We start from the raw sequence: 25,711 nt of genomic DNA on the forward strand, positions 1-25,711 counted from the left end.
CGGGTGACAGGAGGCTGACGACCGGCTGCCCGTTCGGCTGACCGCTGTCACCCGAATGGTGGACAGACAGAACCGTGCGGCTCAGTTCTTCTCGGTGAGAGCCTTCTGGAGCCGGAGCGCGACCTGTACGTCGAGGGTGCGGTCCGGCTGCTGCCAGCCTTCGCCCAGGAGGGCGGTGATGCGATCCAGGCGTTGCTGCACGGTGTTGGGGTGAATGTGCAGGGCGGTGGCGGCTCTGGTTGGGCTCTGGCCTGATTCGAAGTACGCCTGGAGGGTGCCGATCAGGTCGGTTCCTCGCTCGGCGTCGTAGGTGGTGACGGCGCCGAGTACGTGCGCGATGTGAGCCTGTACGTCGACCTCCGCGGCACCGACCAGTCCTGCGACGCCTAGGTCGTCTGGTGCTGCGGACTCGGCTGTGCGGCCGAGTCTCAGCATGGTCGTGACGAGGCGCGTCGCTTGGTGGTGTGTGTCGACGAGGTCCTTGCCCCAGGTGGTTGGACCTGTCACCGCGATCGTCACGCCCGTACGGCGGGCTACGTCGGCCAGATCGCGTGCTGCGGTTACTGCGTTGGGTCGAGCCAGGAGGAGGACCAGGTCACCGGCGTAGGGGCCGGCTAGTACGAGCTTGTGTTCCAGTGGTGCTTGGAGCCTTGCCAGTACTCGCGAGTGGTCGCCGCGGCAGACGGCCACTACTACCTGCTTGGGTAGTTCCTTCTTGCCTAGCAGGCGAAAGCGGTCTGCGAGGGCAACTGCTCCGGTCAGGGCGTCGGCGAGGATGTCTGCTTGTGCTCGTTGCGACTGCTCGGCAGCCTGGCGGCGGAAAAGTAGTACGAGCGCTGTGACGACTGCAGCCCGCTCGACGATGCGCTGGTCGGCGGCTGAGAGTTCGTCCACTCCCCCGATGATCAGCGCACCAAGACGTTCACCTTTCGCCGTCGCCGCCACCACCCAACGGTCACCACTCCGGGAAAGCCGCCCGGAATCAGCCGAGGCGGCCGCCAGCGCGGCCTCGCTAGGCAGGTTCGGCAGGCTCCTGCGGGCGCCTGCAGAAGCGGCGGCGTGCTCCGAGGGCATGGCGTCGGCGACGCGGCCGGCTCTGGCCAGTTCGTTGCCTGCGGCATCCACCAGGACCACCCAGACGTCGAGGAGTTCCGCGAGGGCGGCTGCGATGGCATCCACATCCCCGCCGGACAGGACGATGTCGGCGAAGCGGTCGTGCGCGGCGGCGGCGTGTTCCACGCCGGCGTGGGCGGCGGAGAGTTGCTCGAGGGCTGCGGCGGTTTCGGCTGCTGCCCGGACCTGGACGATCGTCACGGCCGCCAGCGCCGCCAGGGAACCCAGCAGCGAGACCTCGTCCCGGCTGAACGGCCTGCGCGTGCGGTTGGAGGCGAAGAGGACTCCGACGAACGCCCCGTCCACGATCAACGGAGTACCGCAGATCGCCACCAGGCCTTCCTCGCCGACGGCGGAGTCGATCGGCGAGGTGTGCCGGAACCGCCGGTCGCCGGGATAGTCCGCGGTCCAGTACGGCTTGTGGGTCTCGGCGACCAGACCACCCAGACCCGCGCCGAGCGGGAGGCGCAACTGCTGGAACGCGGCGGACACCGAGCCGTCGGTGGCGCGCATGAACGTGTCACCCCGCGCCTCGTCGTACAGGGTCAGGTAGGCGACGTCGGTGCCGATCAGGGTGCGGGCGCGGTGCACGATCGTGTCGAGCACGCTGCCGGGGTCGCGGGCCGAGGCGAGCTCGCGGGCGACGTCGACGAGCGCGGACAGCTCGGCCTCGCGCCGCTTGCTGGCGTCCATGCCGGCGCGGATCCGCAGCGCGAGCTCGCGGGCGGCCTGGTCCGACCCGGCCGCCCGCGCCAGCTCACTCCCCGGCGCGTCCTCTGCCAGGAGCCGCAGCAACTCCTCCATCCCACTCCTCCGTTCGCCTGGTCAGAACCTTAAGTGCGAAAAGGGAAGAAGGAAGGGATCAGGTGTCACAGTGCCGAGAGATCGCGCTGCCGGGTCTCGCCGTAGCTGGTCACCGCGATGATCGAGATCAGCGAGCAGACGCCGACGTAGATCGAGATCGCGTAGCCGGAGTCGTAGGCCTTCAGCAGGGCGACCGCGATGAACGGAGCCAGGCCGCCGGCGATGATCGAGGCGAGTTGGTAGCCCACCGAGACGCCGGAGTACCGGACCCGGGTGCCGAACAACTCGGTGAAGAAGGATGCCTGCGGCCCGTACATCGCGCCGTGCAGGACCAGCCCGACGGTGACCGCGAGCACGGCGAGGGCGAAGTTCTTCGTGTCCACCAGGGCGACGAAGACGAAGGCCCAGACGCCGACGCCGATCGCGCCGATCAGGTAGACCGGCTTCCGGCCGATCCGGTCGGACAGTGCGCCCCACAGCGGGATCGCGCAGAAGTGGATCGCGGCGCCGATCAGTACGGCGTTGAGCGCGAACGACTTGTCCAGCCCCAGGTGTTCCTTGGCGTAGGTGGCGATGACGATGGTGAAGATGTAGTAGCTGACGTTCTCCGCCATCCGCGCGCCCATCGCGGTCAGCACCTCCCGCCGGTACTTCGTGATCACCTCGAGGAACGGCAGCTTGTCGGTCGGCTCCTGCTTCTCCCGGGCCTGCCGGAACAGCGGCGACTCCTCGATCCGCAGCCGCACCCAAAGCCCGACCAGTACCAGCACCGCCGACAGCAGGAACGGGATCCGCCAGCCCCAACTGTTGAACGCCTCGTCGCTCTGGAAGGCGGCCAGGCCGGCCAGTACTCCGTTGGCGATCAGCTGCCCGGCCGGAGCACCCGCCTGTGGCCAGGACGACCAGAACCCACGCCGCTTGGGATCACCGTGCTCCGAGACGATCAGTACTGCGCCACCCCACTCCCCGCCGAGCGCGAACCCCTGGATCAGCCGCAGCACGGTCAGCAGGACCGGCGCGAGCGCACCAACCTGCGCGTACGTCGGGAGCAGGCCGATGGCGAAGGTGGCCATGCCCATCATCAGGAGGGACAGCACCAGCAGGTTCTTGCGGCCGAGCCGGTCCCCGAAGTGGCCGAAGACCACCCCGCCGATCGGCCGAGCGAAGAACCCGACGGCGAAGGTGGCGAAGCTCAGCAGGGTGCCGGTGAGCTCCTCGCCCTTGGGGAAGAAGAGCTCACCGAACACGACGGACGCGGCCACGCCGTACAGGAAGAAGTCGTACCACTCGACGGTGGTGCCGACCAGGCTGGCTCCGACGACTCTGCCGATCGGGGTCTTCGTCTTGGTCGGTTCTGTAGCTGTTGCCATCGGCGGGCTCCTTGTTAGTGGGCGGTCCAGCCACCGTCGAGGACGAGTGAGCTCCCCGTGATCGAGGCCGAGGACGGTCCGCACAGTAGTGCGACCAGTTCCGCCACCTCGGCCGGCTCGATCAGCCGCTTCACCGCGACAGGTTCGAGCATGACCTTGTCGAGCACCTCCGCCTCGGTCAAGCCGTGGGTGGCCGCCTGGTCCGCCAGTTGCGCGGTGACCAGCGGAGTACGGACGTAGGCCGGGTTGATGCAGTTGCTGGTGACTCCGTGGGACGCCCCTTCGAGGGCCACCACCTTGCTGAGTCCCTCCAGCCCGTGCTTGGCCGCGACGTACGCCGCCTTGAAAGGGCTGGCCCGCAGGCCGTGCACGGAGGAGATGTTCACGACCCGGCCCCAGCCAAGGCCGTACATGTGCGGCAGGGTCTGGCGGATCAGCCGGAACGGGGACTCGAGCATGAGGCGCAGGATGTACCCGAAGCGGTCCGGTGGGAACTGCTCGACCGGTGCGACCTGCTGAATCCCCGCGTTGTTCACGAGGATGTCTATGTCGGTCGGCAGCGCGGCCAGGCCGTCCAGGTCGGACAGGTCGGCCTGCAGCGGTTCGATGCCGGCAGCGGCCAGCTTCGCCAGTCCGTCGGCGTCGTAGTCGACCGCGATCACCTGGACGCCGTCCGCGGCCAGACGGCGGGCGCACGCGGCGCCGATACCGGACGCGGCTCCGGTGACTAGTGCTCGGGTCATGCGGAGACCTTAGGAACTCCCCGCAGGCACCAGCCATGGGCTGGCGGCACATACCTGTACCGCCAGCCATGTGGTGCTACCTCACCAGCGGAACCTTCGACCAGTCGAGGTCAGAGCCCAGGTAGAAGCCGGTGTACGAGGGCTGGTTGTACGCCGTGTTCTGCCGCGCGACCTCCGCGCGGTACTGGGCGTCGTGCATCAGGGTGTAGAGCTTGCGGTCGGTCACCTCGGTGCTCAGGTAGATCCGGATCGCGCTGCTGTCCGCTGTGCGGACCAGTAGCTCTTCCCGCCAGTCGCCGAGGATGTCGGCCACCAGCGACGGGTTGCCCTTGGTGCCGTTGTTGGTCAGAGTCCCCGTCGCTGTGAGCAGGGTGCCGCGCCGCCAGTCCTTGATGGTGGGCGTGACCGTGCCTGCTCCGTCGACGATCTGGGTGGTCATGTCCGCGGCCCAACGGATGCTCTGGTTGGTGCCTGGTTGGGCCGTGCCCAGGGCGTCGCCATCGGCAGTACGCAGCCGCATGGCCCACGTCTCCAGGCCTGGCTCCTCCGGGATGATGTCCCCGACCATGCCGCGGCCGGTGTCGCGCCCGGAGTACTCGCCGTAGATGACCTGGCCAGTGGCCGCGTCTCTCAGCGCATACCCGTACGGCGCGAAGGTGGCGCCCTCGTGCACGGTGAAGATCTCCTTGCCCGGCCGCAACGGGTCGATGTCCGTCACATGCATGGCGTCACCGTGTCCGAGCCGGGCGATCGCGCCGGGATCCGCACTAGGTGGTGGCAGCACGTCCTTCGAGCTGTAGAGCACGCTGCCGTCGTCATCGATGGTGGCGGAGCCGTAGACGACCTCCTGCTTCCCGTCGCCATCCACGTCCGACGCACTCAGTGAGTGGAACCCCTGCGTCGTGATCGACCCGTACTGCGGGTCGGTGCCGTCCCGGCCGTGGGGACTGTCGTTGAACGGGTTCGTCATCGGAGTCCAGCCGCTGTCGATCGCCCAGTTCTTGGTGATCTTCCGGCCGTCCCAGCCGTACGTCGCGATCGTCGTACGGGTGTAGTAGCCGCGGGCGAACACGGCGGACGGGCGGGAGCCGTCCAGGTAGGCGACACCGGCCAGGAAGCGGTCGACGCGGTTGCCGGGCTCGATCCGCGCCATCGCGTAGTCACCCCAGCGGAGCCCGTCATCTGTTCGCCCAGGCTCGTAGTGGACGGTCTCGAGTTCCCGGCCGGTCAGGCCGTCGAAGACGCTCAGGTACTCGGGCCCACTGAGGATGAAGCCTTCGAAGTTGCGGAGAAGGTTGCGGGTACTGCGGGCCGGTGCGTAGACGTCCATGAAGTAGTCGACCAGTGCCGCCGCGTCGGTCCGGTTGAGCGGGTACTGGTAGCGCTGCTCGATCCCGAAGGCGGCTTCGAGCGTTGCCGGCCACTGTCCGCTCTTCACCTCGGCCTGGTCCTGCCACTGCTGGAACATGGTGACCAGGTGGTCGTAGTAGTCGGTCTTGCTGACCCGATAGTCGTCCTGGTTGGTGTAGCCCGCGCGACGGTCGGCTGCGGGCAGGGAGACATAGCGCTCGGATTTGATCCGGCCGGCCTTGTCGTAGCTGGTCGTCTTGGTACCGGGCGCGGTCTTCAGCATCATCTCGGAGCGGCCGTCGCCGTCGAAGTCGTAGACGAGGAACTGGGTGTAGTGCGCTCCGGCCCGGATGTTCACCCCGAGGTCCAGCCGATGCAGCAAGGTGCCGTCGGCCTTGTAGGTGTCGACGTAGACGTTGCCGGTGTAGCCGATCTGCGAGACATCCTTGGCGTTCGACGGGTTCCAGAGCACGACGTACTCGTACTCGCCGTCACCGTCCACGTCACCGACGCTCATGTCGTTGGCGGAGTAGGTGTAGGCCTCCCCTACCGGCGTGACGCCGTCGGCCGGCTTGCGGAGTGGCAGGTCGCGGTAGCCGTCGGTCCAGGGCTGCACGTAGTCGCTGCGGTCCCGCTCGTGTCCCCCGACGAAGGACACGACCCGGTAGCGCGAGGCCTGGCTCCCGGACTTGTCGAGGTAGTTGGTGCTGTCGGTGACGGTGGCGATGCGCTTGCCGTCCCGATAGACGTTGAAGTCGGTCCCGGTCAGGCCGTGGTCGGTACTGCCTGTCGCCTCCTTGCCGAGGAGCCGCCAGCTGAGGAAGACCCCTTCGCTGGTGGTGGTCGCGACCAGGCCGCGGTCGAGCTTCTCGAGTTGGGGGCGGGCTTGGGGTTCGGCGTACGCAGTACTGGAGAGGGCTGCACCGGTTGCGAGTGCGGCGGCGAGGACGAGGGCTGCGGCTCGGCGGAAGGTCATGGCGGATCCTTCGAAGCGAGTGATGGTAAACGCTTTCCGCCTGCACGTTAGGACGACCTGCCGTCGCTGTCGAGGGATGTGTCCGCAACCGGTCGCACCGACCGGTGACCATGGCTGCGCCTATCAACCCTGCCCGTGCCGATAGGGAGATTTACAGTTGAAGCATGGTCGACATCGAACAACCGAAGAAGAAGGCCGCGGGCGTCCCCGCGGTGCTCTCGTCGTTCACGTTCGGCTTCCGCGAGATGGGACCGACCCGAACCGGCAAGGTGTTCCTGAAGATGAACCAGGACGGCGGCTTCGACTGCCCGTCCTGCGCCTGGCCCGACCCGGACAGCAAACGCAAGCACGCGGCCGAGTTCTGCGAGAACGGCGCCAAGGCGGTCGCCTGGGAGGCCACCCGCAAACGGGTCCCGCGGACGTTCTTCGCCCAGCACTCGATCGACGACCTGAACAAGATCTCCGAGTTCGAACTCGGCAAGCTCGGCCGGATCACCGAGCCGATGCTGCTCCGGGCCGGCAGTACGCACTACGAGCCGGTCGGCTGGGAAGAGGCGTTCCAGGTGGTGGCACGCCACCTGAAGGCCCTGCCCGACCCCGACGACGCCGTCTTCTACACCTCCGGCCGGACCAGCAACGAAGCCGCCTTCCTCTACCAACTCTTCGTCCGCGCCTACGGCACGAACAACCTGCCCGACTGCTCCAACATGTGCCACGAGTCCTCCGGTACCGCGCTGTCGCGGGTGATCGGCAGCGGCAAGGGCGCGGTCACGCTGGAGATGCTCGAAGAGTCCGAGTTGATCGTGGTGGTCGGCCAGAACCCCGGCACCAACGCGCCCCGGATGCTCAGCCACCTGGAGGTGGCGAAGAAGAACGGCGCGGACATCGTCTCGGTCAATCCGCTGCCCGAGCCGGGCCTGATGAACTTCAAGAATCCGCAGCGCCCGTCCGGCTGGGTCGGCAAGGGCACCGCGCTGGCCGATCAGCACCTGCAGATCCGGATCGGCGGCGACCAGGCCCTCTTCCTTGCCGTCGGCCACTTGTTGCTCGAGGCCGAGGCCGACGCTCCCGGCACCGTGCTCGACGCGACCTTCATCGACGAGCACACCAGCGGGTTCGACCTGTACAAGAAGCACAACGCGGAGCTGGACTGGCCGGCGGTCGAGCAGGCGACCGGGCTGACCCGCGCCGAGATCGAGGAGTTCACCCAGCGGTTCATCAAGTCCAAGGCGACGGTGATCTGCTGGGCGATGGGGCTGACCCAGCACCGCGAGGCCGTTGCCACCATCACCGAGATCGCCAACGTCCTGCTGCTGCAGGGAAACATCGGCAAGCCCGGCGCGGGTCCGTGCCCGGTGCGCGGCCACTCGAACGTGCAGGGCGACCGCAGTATGGGCATCTGGGAGCAGATGCCGGACAGCTTCCTGGACAAACTGGACCACGAGTTCTCCTTCACCTCACCGCGCGAGCACGGCATCGACGCGGCCGAGACAGTGCAGCGGCTGCGTCGCGGCGAGGTCCGGGTATTCATGGCGATGGGCGGCAACTTCGCGATGGCGACTCCCGACACGGCCGTCGTGCACAAGGGACTGCGCGCGTGCGACCTGACCGTCCAGGTGTCGACCAAGCTGAACCGCTCGCACACGATCGTCGGGCGGGAGGCGCTGATCCTGCCGACTCTCGGGCGGACGGACCACGACCACACCCCGAACGGGCCGCAGTCGGTGACGGTGGAGGACTCCCAGGGCGCGGTGCACCTGTCGACCGGGAATCTGATCCCGCCGGCGCCGGAGATGAAGTCGGAGATCGGCATCATCTGCGGGCTCGCGCACCTGGTGGTGCCGGGCGTCGGGCGGATTCCCTGGGCGGACTTCGCGGACGACTACAGCCTGATCCGGCAGCGGATCGGGCGGGTCGCCGACGGCTACGAGGACTTCGAGGACCGGTTGCGGACCAAGGGCGGGTTCCTGCTCGCCCATGCGGCGCGGGACAAGCGCGAGTTCCAGACGTCGGACGCGCGGGCGCAGTTCAGCGCGAACGATCTGTGCTGGTTGCCGACCGAGCCCGGGCGGCTGCTGCTGCAGACGATGCGCAGCCACGACCAGTTCAACACCACCATCTACGGACTGGAGGACCGGTACCGCGGCGTGCACGGCACCCGTGAGGTCGTCTTCGTGAATCCCGCCGACCTGGCCGAGTTGGGACTGAAGGACGGTGACCGGGTCGACATCGTCAGCGAATTCGCCGGCACGGAACGGCGCGCCTCGGGATTCCGGCTCGTCTCCTACCCGACCGCCCGCGGCTGCGTCGCGGCGTACTACCCGGAGACCAACGTCTTGATGTCGGTCGACGACGTGGCCAAGGGCAGTAACACCCCGGTGGCCAAGGGCCTCACCGTTCGCCTCGAACCGACCGACTGACTGACCGACGGACTGACTGACTGACGCGCCAACGGTTGCGGTTGATCGCGTGTAACTACTATAACTGGTTACATGGCAATGGGATGGAAGTTGGTCATCGACAGTACGAACGCGCCCGTGCTCGCGGACTTCTGGGCGGCGGCGCTCGAGTACGAGGTGGAGGATCCCAGCGCGCTCGTCGAGCAACTGCTGGCGGCCGGTCACCTCGGCGCGGAGGCGGTGGTGGAGCATCGCGGCCGGAAGATCTTCCGTGGCTTCGCAGGGGTCCGCCATCCGGAAGACCCCTTCGACGAGACCAGTGGGGTCGGCCACGGCCGGCGGCTGCTGTTCCAGGAGGTGCCCGAGAGCAAGTCCGTCAAGAACCGCCTGCACATCGACATCCACAGCGAGCCCGGCGGCCTCGACCAGTTGGTGACGCGGCTGGAAGGGCTGGGCGCGACCCGCATCCAAGAGTTCGACAAGGGCCCGGCCGGCCACTGGTGGCTGATGGAGGACCCCGAGGGCAACGAATTCTGCGCAGCGTAGACAGTACGAACGCCTCGCCCGGAGAGACGTTCCGGGCGGGGCGTTCGTAGTACTGAGGGCTAGCCGACCGGAGTCAGTTCGCGCTCTTCCTCAGGAGCCGCAGTGGGAGCAACGTGCTTCGGCTGCTTGCCGCGGAGCCACTTGGGGGCCCACCAGTTCGCGTCACCGAGCAGCGTCATCACACTCGGCAGCACGACCGCCCGGATGATCGTCGCGTCGATCAGGATCGCGACCGCCAGGCCGACACCCAACTGCTTCATGTCCAGCGTGCTCAGCGTGGCGAACACCGCGAAGACCCCGATCATCACGGCCGCGGCGCTCGTCACCACGCCGGCGGAGCCAGTGATGCCTTCGGCAACCGCCTGCTTGGTCGGTACGCCGCGCAGTACGGCCTCGCGGATCCGGCTGACCACGAACACGTGGTAGTCCATCGACAGCCCGAACAGCACCACGAAGAGGAACAGTGGCAGCCAGGACACGACCGCTCCGTTCGACCGGAAGTCGAGGATCCCCTCGGCCCAGGTGTTCTGGAAGACCGCCGTCACCACCCCGTACGCCGCGCCGGCGCTGAGCAGGTTCAGCCCGATCGCGGTGATCGCGACGACCACCGAGCGGAACGTCACCATCATCACGATCATCGTCAGCAGCAGCACGAACCCGATCACCAGCGGCAGCTTCGACCGCGTGTGGGCCGCGTAGTCGACATCGGCCGCCACGAACCCACCGACCGCGTACTCGACCCCCGGCACCTGGCCGACCGTCTGCGGCATCAATTCGGTGCGCAGCTTGGTCAGGGAGTCCCGTGCCTGCTGGCTGCCACCCTCATACGGAGTAGCGACCTCCAGCACGGTCACCCGGCCGTCCTGGGAGATCCGCGGCTCCTCCAGCCCGTCCTGCGCGTACAGGCTGTCCGACTGCGTCCGCTTGACCAGATCCGCCAGCGCCGCCTTCACCGCGGGCTGCTGATCCGCCGGCGCCCGTACTGCGACCTCGTGGCTGGTGCCGGTGCTCGGGAATACCGCGGTCAGCCGGTCGTACGCCTGCATCACCGCGGTGTCGCGCGGCAGGTCCTCGGTACCGGGGAACTTCAGCTTCATCCCCAGTGCGGGAGATGCCACGGCCAGCAGAGCGACGACGGAGACCAGCAGCGTCGCGACCGGGCGCTTCAGCGCGGGCTTGAGCATGGCCGGCCAGAAGCGCGGCTTGGACTTGTTCGCGGTGAGACGCCACAGCAACGGGACCCGCGGGCGATCCACCCAGCGACCGAGCTTGGCCAGCAGCGCCGGCAGTACGGTCAGCGAGCCGACGACGGCCACCGCGACGACCAGGATCGAGCCGACCGCGAAGGACGAGAACACCGCGTCGCGGGCCAGGAACAACCCGGCCATCGAGATGATCACGGCGATACCGGAGACCACGACCGCGTGCCCGGAGGTAGCGGCGGCGATCTCGACCGCGTCGACATGACCGCGCCCCTTGGCCCGCTCCTCCCGTTCCCGGCGGAGGTAGAACAGCGAGTAGTCGACGCCGACGGCCATCCCGATCAGCAGGATCACGCTGTTCACCGCGTCGACAGCGGGGATCAGTTGCGACGCGGCGGCCGAGAGCCCGATCGCGGCGGCGACCGCCGACAGCGCGAGTACCAGTGGAACGGCCGCGGCGATCAGGGCGCCGAACGCGATCAGCAGGATCGCCAGCGTCACCGGCAGGCTGAACATCTCCGCCCGCTTGAAGTCCTCGCCCAGCGTCTCGTCCAGCGCCTTGCCGATCGACTCGCCGCCGACCTGCTCGACCCGCAGGCCCGGGTTCTCCTGCTGGACCTTGGCGGTGGCGTCGAGCAGCGGCTCCACCCGGTTGTCGTCGTCACCGTCCTTCAGCGTGACCCGGACGATCATCGCGTCCTTGTTCGGCGACAGGATGGGCTGGGCGACGTCCGCGACCCCACCGAGGGCGCGCATCCGCTCAGTCACCACCCCCGCGACCTTGGTGGCCGCCGCCTGGTCGAGATTTCCGGACTGCGGCGTGATCAGCACGCTCTCCACGTCCGGGTCGTCGAAGTTGCCGGACTTCACGATGTCGTCGGCCCGGGTCACCTCGCCGATGTCGCCCTCGTTCGTCGACTCCTTGGTCCCCGTCATCGAACCGAGCGCGAAACACGCGACGACGACCGCCACCCACATCGCGATCGCCCGCCACGGGTGGGTGGCGCTCCAACGTGCCATCCGCACCGTGAGTTGTCCCCTGGCCATGACTCCTACCCCTCTGCGCCGCCTCTGGCGCACCCTCCCAGCCCGGCCCGACGCCGTCCGCTGGCTACGGGGTCAAGCCTTCGGGAAACAGGCACCGCGCCACCATGCAGGAAGCCACCGACTTCACCCTGGTGCCAGCCCCACCCCACCCTGGGCGAAACGCACAGGGTTACCCCTGCGGACGACCACCCGCCCGGATTTCCCGTACGCCGTACGGGAGTGGGCTAGAAGTCCTCGAGGTCGAGGTTCGCGGCGGCGGAGACGCCCTCCAGGTAGCCCTCGGCGCGCTCGGCCTTGGGGTAGCGGTGGACCAGTTTCCAGAAGGCCGCGTTGTGCGACGGCTCGACCAGATGAGCCAGTTCGTGGACCAGCACGTAGTCGACCACCCAGGCCGGCATCGACTGCAGACGGGTCGACAGACGGATCGAACGGTCCGCCGGGGTGCACGATCCCCACCGTCTGTTTTGGTTCGAAACCCACCTCACCGACGCAGGTTCGGGCACTTCAGGCAGGTGACGACACGCGAGTTCGTGTGCTCTGGCCAACAATTTTTCGTCCGACACGCGGGATCTGCTGCGCTGCTTCTCCAGCCGCGCCAGCATGGTTTCGACCCAGCGCGCCTCCTCGGCCGCCGACAGCCGGTCGGGCATCAGCACGATCACCCGCTCGCCGTCCCGGTAGGCGCTGACGGTCCGCTTGCGCCGCTTGCTGCGACGGATGTCCACATACGGCGGGATCGGGCGCGGTGGAGAGTCGGCCATGGGTGAGACGGTACAGCGCAAAACCCCCAACTTTCTTCTGTCCACATCCTGTGAATAGACGTTTTCCCAGGTCAGAGGCCATTTCGGGGACCAGCGGCCGCCGGTTGTTCACATCCTGTTCCCCCGCTCGTCCACAGCGGTCGACGGCGCGCCCCACAGCTTGCCCACAGGTTTATCCACAGGGGTGGACAACCCGGACTTGTCAGCGGGCTCGTCGCCTCCTAGCGTCGGGTCCAGCAGGCTCCCGGACCGCCTCCGGGGCCGTTCGGAGGGGAAGCCGAGCGGTTCCGAAGGCGGACAACCGGGAGCCTGTTCCGCGTCGCCGGGCACGGCGGGAAGCGATTTCCCAGCGGCACGCGGAGCGGGAGTTGCGCTTGAGCCACTCCCAGCCTGCCGTAGGGTGAATCCCGACTGGGCCGAACGGCCTACGGCAGGACGGTCTGCCGTTAGCATCCACGACGGCCGGGGTTTGTGCCCCGGCTGGTATCAAGCAAGGAGAGGGCCCTCATGGCAGAGACCTGGAGCGGCGAGTTCTACTGCGTCAAGTGCAAGGCCAAGCGCACCGCCGACGGCGAGGTCAAGGTCAACGACAAGGGCACGCGCATGGCCAAGGCCAAGTGCCCCGAGTGCGGTACGAACCTGAACCGGATCCTCGGCAAGGCCTGACGCACCAAGTCGTAGGGGCGGTGGTGGGCCATGACCGGTCCACCACCGCCCCTTCGTCGTTCGGTGAGCCGACTCTGTGACCCAACTCGCGGTGCCCCGACCGGGCTTCGGCTTGGGTGACCCGACAGAATGGGGAGCGTGTCCGACCTCCCCCGCAAGGCGCTCAGCCGCACCGCGAAACTGGCGAGCCTGCCACTCGGCGCCGCCGGGCGCGCGACCGTCGGACTGGGCAAGCGCATCGGCGGTGCTCCGGCCGAGACGGTGATGGCCGAGTTCCAGCGCCGGACGGCCGACCAGCTGTTCTCCGTGCTGGGCGAGCTCAAGGGCGGAGCGATGAAGTTCGGCCAGATGCTGAGCCTGATGGAGTCGGCGATGCCCGAGGAGTTGGCGGCGCCGTACCGGGCGACGCTGACCAAGCTGCAGGACTCCGCGCCGCCGATGCCGGCCTCGACCGTGCACACGATCCTGTCCCGGGAGCTGGGCAAGCGCTGGCGGGACCGGTTCGAGGAGTTCGACGACCTGCCGGCCGCGGCCGCGTCGATCGGCCAGGTGCACCGAGGCATCCTCAAGGACGGCCGCGAGGTCGCCGTGAAGCTGCAGTACCCGGGCGCCGCCGAGGCGCTGCGGGCCGACCTCAAGCAGATCGGCCGGTTCGCGAGGACGTTCGGCTCGCTGGTCCCGGGGATGGACGTGAAGCCGCTGGTCGCGGAGTTGCAGGAGCGCATCGGCGAAGAGCTCGACTACGACCGCGAAGCCCAGGCCCAGCAGCAGTACGCCGACGCGTTCAAGGACCATCCGGAGTTCGTCGTGCCGCGGGTGATCAAGCACTCCCCCACGGTCATCGTGTCGGAGTGGATCGAGGGCACGCCGCTGTCGCGGGTGATCACCGAGGGCAGCCAGGAGGAGCGGGACGAGATCGGGCTGAAGTACGTCCGGTTCATGTTCAGCGGTCCCAAGCTGGCCGGCCTGCTGCACTCCGATCCGCACCCGGGCAACTTCCGGGTGATGCCGGACGGGCGGCTCGGGGTGGTCGACTTCGGGCTCTGCGCGCGGCTGCCGGACGGCCTGCCGCCCGCGATCGGGCGGCTGCTGCGGATCTCGCTGCAGGGCGACGGCGCCGCCGTACTGGACGGGCTGCGGGCCGAGGGCTTCATCAAGCCGCGGATGGACATCGACCCGAACCAGTTGATGGACTACCTGGCGCCGTTCGCGGAGCCGGCGAGGGCCGAGACGTTCCACTTCAGCCGGGCCTGGATGCGGGCGCAGGCGAACCGGACGAGCGACTTCCGCTCGCCGAACGCCGCGATGGCGCTGAAAATCAACCTGCCCCCGTCGTACCTGCTGATCCACCGGGTCTGGATCGGCGGCATCGCCGTGCTGTCCCAGCTGGACGCCGAAGCGCCGTTCCGCTCGGTCCTCGAGGAGTTCCTGCCCGGCTTCTGACCTGGTTCAGTCCTTCGAGAGGGCCGGCACGCTGCGGAGCGTGCTGATCAGGACGACGGCCACCACAGTCAGTACTGCGGCCGCGATGGCCGAGGCCGTGTGGAGACCACTGGTGAACGCCGCGCGGGCGGCGTTCACCACTTCGCCTGGCAGCCGGTCGGCCTGTTCGACCACCGAGGCCAGCGAGTCGCCGCCGACCTTGGCGCGGTAGGTCGCGGTGACGATGCTGCCGATGACCGCGATGCCGAGCGCGTAGCCGAACTCGTTGCCCGTCTGGGTCAGCGCGGCCGCCGAGCCGGCCTTCTCCGGCGGGGCCGAGCCGACCACCAGGTTCGTACCCAGGGTGACCAGCGGTGCCGCGCCCAGGCACTGGATCGCGAAGGCGACGACGAGGGTCGTCGCGCTGTCGGCCTGGGTCAGCACCACCATGCCGATGACGGTGCAGAAGAGCCCACCGCCGATCAGGAACGCCGGACGGATCCACCGGGCCAGCAGCGGCGCCAACTGGAAGCTGATGGTCGTGGTCACCATGCCCGGGACCAGCGCCAGCCCGGCCTCCAGCGGCGACATCCCGTCGACCAACTGGAAGTACTGCGCGGTGAACACCATCACGCCGCCGGACAACATCGAGTAGCAGAGCATGCTGCCGAGCGTCACGCTGAAGGTCTTCCGGGTGAACAGCCGCAGGTCGACCAGCGGATCGGCGAGCCGCCGCTGCCGGCGCAGGAAGAAGCCGCCGACGACCAGGCCGGCGAGCAGGGACAGCACCGGTACCGTGCTGACGCCGTGCGCGGCGAAATCCTTCAGCCCGTGGATAGCGGGCAGGATCGCGCCGAGCGACAGCAGCACGCTGGCCAGGTCGATCCGCCCCGCCGACTTGTCGCGGTACTCCGGCAGCAGGATCGGCCCGGCGATCAGCAGCACCACCATCGCCGGAACACCGATCAGGAAGACCGAGCCCCACCAGAAGTGCTCCAGCAACACCCCGCCGACCACCGGGCCGATCACCGCGCCGACGGTGAAGCAGCCGCCCCAGATGCCGATCGCGGTCGCCTGCTGCCGCCGGTCGCGGAACAGCGTCATGACCAGGGACAGCGTGCACGGCGTGATGGCGGCGCCGGCGATGCCGAGCAGCGCGCGGGTGCCGATCAGCATCCCGGCGCTGGCCGAGTAGGCCGCGAGGACCGACGCGACGCCGAACACGGCCGCGCCGATCAGCAGCAGGCGCCGCCGCCCGATGCGATCACCGAGCGTGCCCATCGTGATCATGAACCCGGCCACCATGAAGCCGTAGATGTCCATGATCCAGAGCTGCTGGCTGCTGTTCGCCCCGAGGCTCCTGGCCACCGGCGGCAGCGCGAGCAGCATGACGAAGGTGTCCAGGGACACCAGCAGGGTCGGCAGGGCCAGTACCGCGAGCCCGATCCACTCTCGCCTGCCCGCTTTCGCCGGGGTGCGCTCCGCAATGGTCATAGCCAGGCCCTCTCGCCGGGAAATCCGTGCTGTCACCACTGCGTCGGACGGGACGCGGTGAGATCGACACGGAGGGACCGGCGAGTTCGTGGCCCGGGATCACCACCAGAGGCTGTCGAGCTTTCCTTCGATGCCGCGGACGTTCTCGCGCGCGCAGCGGTCGCAGTACACGAGCTTGCGCCCGTTCTCAAGCGAGGTCACCCAGGTCAGCGGGAGGTCCTCGGTCGGCGCCTGCGTACCGCACAACGCGCAGCTTGGATTGGCCATACCCCAAGTCTGCACCGCCCCGGAGCGGGCCTATTCTCCGGGCATGCGCTGGCACATTCACGACGAGTCCGAGGCCTGGGGCAATCGGTGGTTGAGCGTCCGCAAGCTCGACGTGGAACAGCCTGACGGGGACCGCATCGACTATCACGCGGTCCGGCTGAAGCACGTCGCGGCGGTGGTGCTGACGGATGGCGGTCAGCGGGTGCTGCTGATGTGGCGGCATCGCTTCCTGACCGACACCTGGGCCTGGGAACTGCCGATGGGCCTGATCGAGGCGGACGAGACGCCCGCGGAGGCTGCCGCTCGGGAGCTCGAGGAGGAGACCGGCTGGCGGCCGGAGGAACTCCACGAACTCGTCTACTCGCAGCCCGCTGCCGGGATCATGGACTCGGCCCACCACGTCTTCCACGCGACAACAGCGACCTGGACCGGCGAGCCGGTCGAGCGCAACGAGTCCGACCGGATCGAGTGGATCCCGCTGGCGGACATCCCCGCGATGATCCGCCGCCGAGAGATCGTCAGCGGCATCACCCTGGTCGGCCTCCAACAGACCCTGCTCAACCAACTGAGCGGCTGAACCGGCGAGAGGCGGCATCCGGTGGATGCCGCCTCTCGGTCTTTCCGCTTGGTGCGCCGGCCCGACCCCCTGGTTCGGGCCGGCGTGGGTGGTGCTGTACCGCGGCCGAGCGGCCGGGAGCGGGCTCCCGGCGCGGCGGCGGCCGTGGTGTCAGGGCGAGGGTGGTCGAGTGGAGATCGGCTCCGGACCACACCTGCCGAGTTTCGGCTCAGGCCGGCCGGTCCCCTTCACGGGACCGGACCGGTGGCTGAGAGCCGGGGTGGATCAGACCAGCCGGGCGAGGGTGAGGCGTGCCTTTGCACTGGCCCTCTCCGCGCGCCGGGTGGCCCGCTCGGCCTTCTTCTGCGCCTTCGCGAACTGCTGCGCGAGGCGGAAGCGCCGGTTCTGCTCTGCGTCGTTCAACCTGGAACGACAATGAGCACGTGCGAGATCTTCTTGAAGTAAATGCATTTCAACTCTCCTGGGTGCAAGCTGGGTCGTCATGGTCTGGAGTCTCGATTCGGGATTCGGTTCGTCGGGTCAGGATCAGGCTGCGGTCACGGTGTCGCACTTGCGTGGACGCCCACGGGGCCGCTTGCGCGGAACCACCACACCCTGGACGAACAGTTCGCCTCCCCACACTCCCCACGGCTCGGAACGCTCGAGCGCTCCGGCCAGGCACTCGGCCTTCAGCGGGCAGGTGGTGCACAGAGACTTGGCATACTCCACATCCGCCGGGGATTCGGCGAAGAAGAGTTCTGGTGCGTAGGACCGACAGGGCAGGTCCTGCGCTGTTGCCACCTCGGTGAATGCATCGAGGAAGCTAACGCTCATTCCGGTCACCTCCTGAGTGACTGTCGTGCTCTTCGTTGTCGCTGCGTCTCCCACCCGGTTGGTAGGGGACAAAACTGTGGCGGACAAACACTGTGCTGAACCAAACAAAAAGGCCGCGGACCCTTTTCGGGTTCCGCGGCCTTGGAGGTGCCGGCTGACTGAGAGTCAGACCGGTGGACTCCATGCTCGAGAACCCAAACCGCCGTACTTCGCATCGCCCACAGCTGCGCCCCGGAACTGGGCAGAGCCGACAGCCATGAGCACAACGGTGCCGTGCACGCGCGGCGAGGCACCCTGGATCAGGGCACACGGCAGCGCGCTAGCGCCGAACGGCTTCTTAGTGATGTTCGTGATCATGTCCAAGGCACCTCCTCTCGTTGTGGCGAAGTGAGCGGTCCGCTCATCGCTATGGTTTGAAGTTTTCGGCCAGGCTTCGACCGCAGAAAGAACAGTACGCCGACTCCGTCGGGGCCCGCAAACTATTTATCGCAAGATTCTGAAGTTGGCCGGAAGTTGCCGCCGAAGAGGCGGGAACTTGCTGCCGGCCCGCCGGTCCAGCACGCTCCGGCGCACTGCCGGCACCCTCCGAGATCGTTGCCTGTGTCATCTAAATGCCACGGCGCCGCCCGGTGTCTGCCGGCAGCAGAATCCTGACCCCTCGAGTGTCGCCCCCGATCTCCCCAGCGGGCAACGGCTTTTCCGCGTCCCGCCCGCGCACCGCGACAGCAAGCAGTACGCGGCGAGTGGCCGGATCGGTTCGTGGCCGGTCAGCGGGTGCAGATGTTGATGACCGACTCGCCGTACTTCATCAGCTTCGTCCGGCCGATCCCCGGGATCCGCAGCAGTTCGCGCTCGTCGGTCGGACGGGCTTCGGCGATCGCGGTCAAGGTGGCGTCGGTGAAGATGACGAAGGCCGGCATCGACTCCTCCTCGGCGCGTTCGGCGCGCCAGGCGAGCAGCGCGTCGTACAGGCGCTGGTCCATCGACGACGGGCAGTCCTCGCAGCGGCCGAGCTTGCGGGCGGCCGGTTCGGTCAGGCCGCGACCGCAGACCCGGCATTTCGGGATCGGCTGGTCCGAGCGCTCACCGCGCGGGGTGCGGGGCCGGGACGCCGGCTCCGGGGAACCGCTTCGCGAGGTGCGCACCCCGATCGGGTCGAGGAACCGCGTCGGCCCCCGGGTACCGCGGCCGCCCGGCGAGCGGGAGGTCGACCAGCTGATCGAGAGCTGGTCCTTCGCCCGGGTCACGCCGACGTAGAACAGCCGCCGCTCCTCCTCCACCTGGGCCGGAGTCTGGGCGTAGCTGATCGGGAGGGTGCCCTCGTGGGCGCCGACGATGAACACGCAGCCCCACTCCAGGCCCTTGGCCGCGTGCAGCGTCGCCAGGGTGACGCCCTCGGCGAGCGGCGCGTGCTGGATCGAGGCGCGGCGGTCCAGCTCGGCCATCAGTTCCGCGATCCCGGCCTCGGGGTGGGCCGCGGCGAAGTCGCCGGCCATCGTCACGAGCGCCATCAGCGACTCCCAGCGATCCCGGACCGCCCCGGTCCCAGCCGGCGGCTCAGGAGTCCACCCGGCCCCGCCGAGGATGCCGCGCACCGTCTCGAGCAGGTCCGTGCCGGTGTCACCTGCCTTGGCCTGACCACGAAGCAGTACTGCGGCCTGCCGGATCTCCGCGCGCTCGAAGAACCGCTCGGCGCCCTTGAGCATCGCCGGGATCTTCCGCTCGGCCAGGGCCTGCTCGAAGTTCTCCGACTGCGCGTTGGTCCGGAAGAGCACGGCGATGTCGCGCAGCGCGGTACCGGAGTCTTGGAGGCGGCTGATCGCGCGGGCGACGGCGTCGGCCTCGGCGACCTCGTCGGAGTACTCGCGGTAGAGCGGGCTCGGCCCCGGCTCGCGCTGCGAGCGCAGGGTGACACGGCCGGGCAGTCCGGACGGCCCGGCCGCGTCAAGGACCTTGTTGGCGACCTCCACGATCTGCGGCGTGGACCGGTAGTCGCGGACCAGCTTGATCACCGCGGCCGTCGGGTGCCGCTGCGCGAAGCGGACCAGGTTCTCCGGGTCGGCTCCGGCCCACGAGTAGATGGTCTGCGCCGGGTCACCGACTACACAGACGTCCTCACGGCCACCGAGCCACAGATCGAGCAGGCTCTGCTGCAGCGGGCTGACGTCCTGGTACTCGTCGACGACGAAGGTCCGATACTGCCGCCGGATCTCCGCCGCCACCCGCTCGTCCTCGGCGAGCAGCGCGACGGCACAGAGCAGCACGTCCTCCAGGTCGATCCGGCCGCGCTCGAGCTTCACGTCCTCGTACGCCGCGAAGACCCGCGCGATGGTCGCCGGGTCGAAGGCGGCCAGCGCCCGAGCCGACTGCGGGGCGACCTTCGCGTAGTCGTCCGGGCGGACGTTGCTCACCTTCGCCCACTCGACCTCACCGGCCAGGTCCCGCAGGGCGGGCGTGTCCACCCGGACCCGGCAGCGCGAGGCCGCCTCGGTCAGCAGCGGGAACTTCCGGTCGATGATCGGCGGCAGTTCCCCACCGAACACCCGGGGCCAGAAGTACTTCGCCTGCCGCAGCGCCGCCGAGTGGAAGGTGCGGGCCTGGACACCGTTGGCGCCGAGTTGGGCCAGCCGGCCGCGCATCTCCCCCGCCGCCCGCTGGGTGAACGTCACCGCGAGCACCCGGGCCGAGTCGTAGGTGCCGGTACGCACGCCGTACGCGATCCGGTGGGTGATCGCCCGGGTCTTGCCGGTGCCCGCGCCGGCCATCACCACCACCGGGCCGTGCAGCGCGGTCGCGACGGCTCGCTGCTCGGGGTCGAGGGCCTCGAGCAGGGCGTCGGCGGATCGGCCGGAGGCGGCCTGTGTGATGTCACTCACGGACGGAGACATGCGGGAACAGCACTCCCCCGAAGGTGGTTCGGATACAAGGTAGAGCCACCCTAGACGGGCTGCCGGACAGTTCCAGCGGCCCGCCCACAGAACAGAGACGGAGCGAGCCACGATGGCGGCATTCACGATGTACTCGACACCCTGGTGCGGTTACTGCCACCGGTTGAAGGGGCAGCTGAAGCGGGCCGGGATCGAGTTCGCCGAGGTCGACATCGAGCAGGTGCCGGAGGCCGCCAAGATCGTCGAGAAGGTCAACCGCGGCAACCAGACCGTGCCGACCCTGGTCTTCGCCGACGGCACCGCGATGACCAACCCGTCGCTGGCCCAGGTCGCGGAGAAGCTCGCCGCCTGACCTCCCGTACTCCGAACGCGGCGCCGCGCCCCTCAGGGCCGGCGCCGCGTTCTGCTGTCCCCTGAGAACGGCATTTCCGGCCTGACCGAAATTAACCGGTCCTGACTCGTGGACATTACGGCCATGACCGTTATACCGTCCCGGGAAACACGTCGCAGGGAGCCCGCCCATGATTCCGCGCCGTCCTTTCCTCCTGTCTGCCCTCGTGGCCGTTCTCGCCATCGTCGGCCCGAGCATGATCACCGGCACCGCCCGCGCGGTGCCCACCGCCGACGTCATCACCGACCTCGGTTCGCCCCTCACCAGCCTGACGGTGATGGAGGGCGCCTTCGGGCGCGAGGCCGACGGCAGAGATGTCGTCTACGCCGTGCCCGCCGGGGAGAACGCCCGTCTCAACGTGGTCGACGTGCACAGCCGCCAACTGGTGCGCACCGTCCCGCTGCCGGGCGCCGCCGGCGCCTGGGCGATCACGGTCGCGACCGACGGCAGCGTGTACGTCGGCAGCTACGCCAACGCCCATCTGTACCGCTACCGCCCGGAGACGGGCACGGTCACCGACCTGGGTCAGCCGATCCCGGGTGAGTCCTCGATGTACGGCCTCACGTCCGGCAAGGACGGCACGGTGTACGCCGGGACCTACCCCAACGCCCACGCGTTCAAGTACGACCCGGCGACCGACGAGGTCACCGACTACGGCTCGCTCGACCCGGTCCAGCAGTACGCCCGGGCCGCGGTCTACGACCCGGACCACGACGCGCTCTTCGTCGGCCTGGCAACGCCGCAGGCGAAGCTGATCCGCATCGACCTGGCGACCGGTGAGAAGCAGGACCTCACCCCACCGGGTCTCACCGCCAAGGACTTCCAGGACCTGGACTACGCGAACAACAGGGTGTTCGGCAACGCCACCAGCCGGCTGGTCGTGTTCGACGCGACCACCGGGCAGCAGGTCAGCTTCACCGACACGACCACGGGCAACCTGGTCACCGACTACCCGATCGGAGCACGCGGGGTGTCCGCGGCCGGGCCGGGTGGCGTCTACTTCACCAACAACCTGGCTCTGACCCGCTACGACCCGGCCACTGACACTGTCGGCCCAGTCGGCTCAGGGGTCCGGATCACCCGTGGCGCTGCGATCGGCTACGGCTGGATCACCGACAACGGCAAACCGATGCTGTACGGCCTCGGCGGGAACTACTCGGGCGGAACGTGGCGCTACGACCCGCAGACCGGAGTACTGGAGCAGTGGAGTTCGCCGTTCCAGTACGTGCCGGTGGCGCTCATGCACACGATCGCGGACCCCACGACCGGCAAGGTCTTCCTCAACGCCTTCCTGAACGGCTCCACCGGGGCCTACGACCCAGTGACCGGCAGGCTTGCTCTCACCGCCCGGCAGGGACAGGTGGAGGGCTGGTCCTGGGGACCCGACGGCAAGCTGTACGTGGGCGTCTACCCGTACGGCAGGGTCTCGATCTGGGACCCGCATGTGCCGGAGAGCCCTACCAACCCGCTGCCTCTGTTCAGCCTGGTGGACAGCCATCTGCAGAACCGGCCGGTCTCCGTCGCCCCAACCCGCAACCGCGTCTACGTAGGCACCACCCCGGGGTACGGCGAGTACGGCGGCGCTCTGACCATCTACGACCTCACCAGCGGAGCGCTGGCGGTGCACCGCAACATCGTTCCCGACCAGACCATCGCCTCGGTTCTGCCTACTGGTCCGAACCTGTGGGCCGGGTCCAGCATCGAGAGCGGCCAGGGCACCGAGCCCCGCGCGACTGAGGCCCACCTGATCCGCGTCGACCCCACGACGGGAGCAGTGCTCGCCGACGTGGTACCAGTACCGGGTGCGGACAGCATCAACGAACTGAGCGTCGGACCCGACGGCAACCTCTGGGGACTGGCCGACGGGACCGTGTTCGTCGCCAACCCCTCGACAGGTCAGGTACTGCGCCAGATCCCGGTCTTCAACGGCAGTACCGGTGCGGCCGACGGAGCACTCTCGTGGCGCGACGGCTACCTGTACGGCGTCGCCGGTGGTCGCCTGTTCCGGGTGGACAGCCTGGACGACCACGAAACCGTGCTCCGCGACCACGGCCTCAACCGCCTCACCCAGACACCCGACGGCACCTACTACACGCTGTTGCGGCCGGACGGGTGGACGCTCCCGACCAATCTCGCCTCCTATGTCCCGCCGCTGGACGCCTGTCCTCAGTCGGACCTCCGGGCGACCGTCTGGACCGGGAACATCGACAGCGAGGTGGTGAACCGGCACGTGCGCTTCGGCTGCACGCTGATCGACGACCTACCCGACGCGGAGGCGACGTGGCCGAGCCATGGCGCCTACGTCAGCGCGGTCAACGCGAAGGTCAGGCAACTGGAGGCCGACGGCGTGATCACCCGGGCCGAGGCGTTCGCCATCACCTGGGCCGCGGCCCGGTCGAACGTCGGCTCGTGAGCCGTCACCAGCTACCGGTGAGCTCCTCGCCGTACCAGCCCTCGATCAGCCGGCGGGAGATGGAGATGTTGCCGGGCAGAGCCATCGAGCCGTCCTCGATCAGCGCGCGCAGGTCGTCGCGGCTGAACCAGCGGGCGTCCACGATCTCGTCCTGGTCCACGGTGATGTCGTAGCCGGTGGCCCTGGCGTAGAAGCCGAGCATCAGGCTCGACGGAAGCGGCCAGGGCTGGCTACCGGCGTAGTACACGTCGTCGCCGACCACGACACCGGTCTCCTCGAGCACCTCCCGGCGTACTGCGGCCTCGATCGACTCGCCCGGCTCCACGAAGCCGGCGAGCGTCGAGTAGCGCCCCTCCGGCCAGTTCTCGTTCCGGCCGAGCAGGGCCCGGTCCTGGTCGTCGGTGACGAGCACGATGATCGCGGAGTCGGTCCGCGGGAAGTGGTTGGTCCCGCACACCGGGCAGTGCCGCACGTGCCCGGCGTCGACCACCTCCGTGTGGGCTCCGCAGTTGGCGCAGTGGGTGTTCACGGCGTGCCAGTTGGCCAGGCCGACCACGTTGACCGCGATCCCGGCCTCCCGGTCGTCCAGGACCCCACCGATCTCGCGCAGCCCGGCGTACGACTCGTCCGGCTCGGCGCCGACCAGTACTGCGAACACCGCGCGCCCGTCCGCGGTCTGCCCGGCTCCGGCGACCCTGTCGATCCCCAGGAAGATCCGGAGCCCGTCCGGCGCGGCAGCCGGCGGCACCATTCGGAGCGAGGCCCGGTCAGCCTCCACCGCCAACTTGTCACCGGCGACCAGCGCCACCTGCGTGTCGTCAGCGGCCCAGGCCTTCTCCAGCCACTCCACATCCCGCCGCCGGTCAGCAGCACGGTCGAGGACGGAACGGGACAGCGACAGGGAACCGGGAACGATCGAGTAGGCCACGTGGTCAAACTATCTCGGTCTCGAAGCGTGAGAGCATCCCGGCATGAGTATTCACATCGCCGCCGAGAAGGGGCAGATCGCGCCGCGCGTGCTGTTCCCCGGGGATCCGCTGAGGGCCAAGTGGATCGCCGAGACCTACCTGTCCGACGTCACCTGCTACACCGAGATCCGGAACATGTTCGGGTTCACCGGCACCTACAAGGGTGAGCGGATCTCCGTGCAGGGCTCCGGCATGGGTCAGGCGTCCGCCTCGATCTACGCGAACGAACTGTTCGCCGAGTACGACGTCCAGACCCTGATCCGGGTCGGAACCTGCGGCGCCCTGACCGAGGCGGTCAAGGTCCGCGACGTGATCGTGGCGATGTCGGCCAGCACCGACTCGCAGATGAACCGGCTGCGCTTCCATGGGATCGACTACGCGCCGACCGCGGACTACCAGTTGCTCCGCGCGGCCGTGGACGCCGCCGAGAGCGCGGGGCTGAACGTGCACGTCGGCCAGGTGTTCTCCGGCGACCTGTTCTACAACGACCGCCCGGACCTGGTGTCGCGGACGGCGGAGTACGGCGTACTGGGGATCGAGATGGAGGCCGCGGCCCTCTACACGCTGGCTGCGAAGTTCGGGCGGCGCGCGCTCGGCATCATGACGGTGTCGGACCACCTGATCACCAAGGAGGAGACCACCGCCGAAGAGCGGCAGACCACCTTCTCGGAGATGATCACGATCGCTCTCGACGCGGCGATCGAGGTGCCGGCCTGAACCGGGTCGCCGTCGCGCTGGTGAGCACTGCCCTGCTCTTCGGTACTACGGCCTGCTCCAACTCGGACGAGCAGTCCACGGACAAGCCGGCGGACTCCGCGACGCCGGCCAGCTCCACACCGAGTGACAAGCCGTCGGACACGCCGCTGGCCGACCTGCCTGCAGCGCAGGTCGTGTCGGGCCTGTCCGGTGCCGGCTACAAGTGCAGCAACGACGGTACGTACGCCATCTGTACTACCGGCCCGGTGGCCGTCTGGGTGCTCACGGGAGACCACAACCGGCCGCCGCAGGTCTCGCTCCACTCGAGCGGTCCTGCGGAGACCGCGACGGATGCGGTCGCCAAGATCCTCCCGCAGGCTCTGGAGATTGCGCACATCAACCCGCGGACGCAGATCGTCGACTGGTTCGGCCAGCAGGCCGGGCAGCCGACGGCTCAGCTGAGTGCCGGTGACTGGCAGGTGAGCTGGACGGTTGAGTCAGCCGACTCCGAGGAGCCCGGGGTCCACCTGACGCTGTCGGACAAGCTCTGCAAAGCGAACTGTCAGGCCGAGTAAGCCGACGAGTGAAACCGTCGTCGAGCATCATCTCGACGGCGGTTCCTCCTACGTCGCCTGGTAGTCGTCCAGTACGGCTTCGCCGGTCGGCGTGGCGTCCAGGACCTTCAGCCGGCCCTTCTTGACCGCCTCCCCCCTCACCGGCGATCTGAGCCCGGCTTCCGCGCGATGGCAGGTATCTACTAAGGTTAGCCTTAGCTAACAGACCGCCACCTGTGCAGCACCTGGAG

The 25,711-nt window shown here is 68.5% G+C and carries 22 protein-coding genes; 9 read left to right on the forward strand and 13 right to left on the reverse strand.

What is annotated here, in order from left to right; genetic code table 11:
- Positions 1–81: 81 nt before the first annotated feature.
- The 4 genes from ABD255_RS31940 to ABD255_RS31955 all read right to left on the reverse strand — a co-directional run bounded on the left by ABD255_RS31940 (position 82) and on the right by ABD255_RS31955 (position 6,356).
- Positions 82–1,917 (reverse strand): helix-turn-helix domain-containing protein, encoded by a 1,836-nt coding sequence (locus ABD255_RS31940; RefSeq protein ID WP_344220517.1) that lies wholly within the window; start codon positions 1,915–1,917, stop codon positions 82–84.
- Between the two features lie 65 nt (positions 1,918–1,982).
- Positions 1,983–3,287, reverse strand: a complete 1,305-nt coding sequence (locus ABD255_RS31945; RefSeq protein WP_344220518.1) for an MFS transporter — start codon at positions 3,285–3,287, stop codon at positions 1,983–1,985.
- A 14-nt stretch (positions 3,288–3,301) separates the two neighbouring features.
- On the reverse strand, positions 3,302–4,030 hold the full coding sequence (locus ABD255_RS31950) for a 3-hydroxybutyrate dehydrogenase (protein ID WP_344220519.1): 729 nt from the start codon (positions 4,028–4,030) through the stop codon (positions 3,302–3,304).
- Between the two features lie 76 nt (positions 4,031–4,106).
- Positions 4,107–6,356, reverse strand: a complete 2,250-nt coding sequence (locus ABD255_RS31955) for a rhamnogalacturonan lyase (protein WP_344220520.1) — start codon at positions 6,354–6,356, stop codon at positions 4,107–4,109.
- Between the two features lie 164 nt (positions 6,357–6,520).
- On the opposite strand from ABD255_RS31955, the gene ABD255_RS31960 reads away from it, so the two are divergent.
- The gene (locus ABD255_RS31960) at positions 6,521–8,776 is read left to right on the forward strand and encodes an FdhF/YdeP family oxidoreductase (RefSeq protein ID WP_344220521.1); all 2,256 of its coding nucleotides are present in this window, start codon (positions 6,521–6,523) and stop codon (positions 8,774–8,776) included.
- Positions 8,777–8,848: 72 nt separating this feature from the next.
- Positions 8,849–9,301 carry a VOC family protein gene (locus ABD255_RS31965; protein ID WP_344220522.1) on the forward strand — a complete coding sequence of 151 codons (453 nt, stop codon included), beginning with the start codon at positions 8,849–8,851 and terminating at the stop codon, positions 9,299–9,301.
- A gap of 59 nt (positions 9,302–9,360) precedes the next feature.
- On the opposite strand, the gene ABD255_RS31970 is transcribed toward ABD255_RS31965, so the two are convergent.
- Entirely contained in the window at positions 9,361–11,550 is a 2,190-nt protein-coding gene (locus ABD255_RS31970) for an MMPL family transporter (RefSeq protein ID WP_344220523.1), read from the reverse strand.
- Positions 11,551–11,774: 224 nt separating this feature from the next.
- A complete protein-coding gene (locus tag ABD255_RS31975) occupies positions 11,775–12,311 on the reverse strand; it encodes a M48 family metallopeptidase (RefSeq protein ID WP_344220524.1) in 537 nt (178 codons plus the stop codon).
- A 507-nt stretch (positions 12,312–12,818) separates the two neighbouring features.
- Between ABD255_RS31975 and ABD255_RS31980 the strand changes: the two genes are divergently transcribed.
- Positions 12,819–12,977, forward strand: a complete 159-nt coding sequence (locus ABD255_RS31980) for a DUF5679 domain-containing protein (protein WP_012922897.1) — start codon at positions 12,819–12,821, stop codon at positions 12,975–12,977.
- Positions 12,978–13,106: 129 nt separating this feature from the next.
- The gene (locus ABD255_RS31985; protein WP_344220525.1) at positions 13,107–14,420 is read left to right on the forward strand and encodes an ABC1 kinase family protein; all 1,314 of its coding nucleotides are present in this window, start codon (positions 13,107–13,109) and stop codon (positions 14,418–14,420) included.
- Positions 14,421–14,426: 6 nt separating this feature from the next.
- On the opposite strand, the gene ABD255_RS31990 is transcribed toward ABD255_RS31985, so the two are convergent.
- Both ABD255_RS31990 and ABD255_RS31995 read right to left on the reverse strand, forming a co-directional pair.
- On the reverse strand, positions 14,427–15,893 hold the full coding sequence (locus tag ABD255_RS31990; protein WP_344220526.1) for an MFS transporter: 1,467 nt from the start codon (positions 15,891–15,893) through the stop codon (positions 14,427–14,429).
- Positions 15,894–15,992: 99 nt separating this feature from the next.
- Positions 15,993–16,160 carry a hypothetical protein gene (locus tag ABD255_RS31995; protein WP_344220527.1) on the reverse strand — a complete coding sequence of 56 codons (168 nt, stop codon included), beginning with the start codon at positions 16,158–16,160 and terminating at the stop codon, positions 15,993–15,995.
- A 43-nt stretch (positions 16,161–16,203) separates the two neighbouring features.
- Between ABD255_RS31995 and ABD255_RS32000 the strand changes: the two genes are divergently transcribed.
- Positions 16,204–16,737 (forward strand): NUDIX hydrolase, encoded by a 534-nt coding sequence (locus tag ABD255_RS32000; protein ID WP_344220528.1) that lies wholly within the window; start codon positions 16,204–16,206, stop codon positions 16,735–16,737.
- 264 nt (positions 16,738–17,001) lie between these two features.
- Here the strand turns inward: ABD255_RS32000 and ABD255_RS32005 are convergent, their stop codons facing one another.
- The 4 genes from ABD255_RS32005 to ABD255_RS32020 form a co-directional block, all read right to left on the reverse strand.
- Positions 17,002–17,139 (reverse strand): hypothetical protein, encoded by a 138-nt coding sequence (locus tag ABD255_RS32005; protein WP_344220529.1) that lies wholly within the window; start codon positions 17,137–17,139, stop codon positions 17,002–17,004.
- A gap of 123 nt (positions 17,140–17,262) precedes the next feature.
- Positions 17,263–17,550 (reverse strand): WhiB family transcriptional regulator, encoded by a 288-nt coding sequence (locus tag ABD255_RS32010; RefSeq protein ID WP_132193680.1) that lies wholly within the window; start codon positions 17,548–17,550, stop codon positions 17,263–17,265.
- 165 nt (positions 17,551–17,715) lie between these two features.
- Positions 17,716–17,907: a hypothetical protein gene (locus ABD255_RS32015; protein ID WP_344220530.1), complete on the reverse strand. Its 192-nt coding sequence runs from the start codon at positions 17,905–17,907 to the stop codon at positions 17,716–17,718.
- A gap of 410 nt (positions 17,908–18,317) precedes the next feature.
- Complete coding sequence (locus ABD255_RS32020) at positions 18,318–20,438, reverse strand: ATP-dependent DNA helicase UvrD2 (RefSeq protein ID WP_344220531.1); 2,121 nt, start codon at positions 20,436–20,438, stop codon at positions 18,318–18,320.
- A gap of 112 nt (positions 20,439–20,550) precedes the next feature.
- Here ABD255_RS32020 and ABD255_RS32025 point away from each other — a divergent pair, with 112 nt between their 5' ends.
- Both ABD255_RS32025 and ABD255_RS32030 read left to right on the forward strand, forming a co-directional pair.
- Positions 20,551–20,790 carry a mycoredoxin gene (locus ABD255_RS32025; RefSeq protein ID WP_344220532.1) on the forward strand — a complete coding sequence of 80 codons (240 nt, stop codon included), beginning with the start codon at positions 20,551–20,553 and terminating at the stop codon, positions 20,788–20,790.
- 169 nt (positions 20,791–20,959) lie between these two features.
- The gene (locus ABD255_RS32030; RefSeq protein WP_344220533.1) at positions 20,960–23,242 is read left to right on the forward strand and encodes a hypothetical protein; all 2,283 of its coding nucleotides are present in this window, start codon (positions 20,960–20,962) and stop codon (positions 23,240–23,242) included.
- Between the two features lie 4 nt (positions 23,243–23,246).
- Here ABD255_RS32030 and nudC read toward each other — a convergent pair whose 3' ends face one another.
- A complete protein-coding gene (gene nudC / locus ABD255_RS32035) occupies positions 23,247–24,170 on the reverse strand; it encodes an NAD(+) diphosphatase (RefSeq protein ID WP_344220534.1) in 924 nt (307 codons plus the stop codon).
- 43 nt (positions 24,171–24,213) lie between these two features.
- Here nudC and deoD point away from each other — a divergent pair, with 43 nt between their 5' ends.
- Positions 24,214–24,927 (forward strand): purine-nucleoside phosphorylase, encoded by a 714-nt coding sequence (deoD, locus tag ABD255_RS32040; RefSeq protein ID WP_344220535.1) that lies wholly within the window; start codon positions 24,214–24,216, stop codon positions 24,925–24,927.
- A gap of 20 nt (positions 24,928–24,947) precedes the next feature.
- Complete coding sequence (locus ABD255_RS32045; protein ID WP_344220536.1) at positions 24,948–25,481, forward strand: hypothetical protein; 534 nt, start codon at positions 24,948–24,950, stop codon at positions 25,479–25,481.
- The last annotated feature ends 230 nt before the right edge of the window (positions 25,482–25,711 follow it).

It is taken from the genome of Kribbella sancticallisti (assembly GCF_039530625.1).
Taxonomy (GTDB): Bacteria; Actinomycetota; Actinomycetes; order Propionibacteriales; family Kribbellaceae; genus Kribbella; species Kribbella sancticallisti.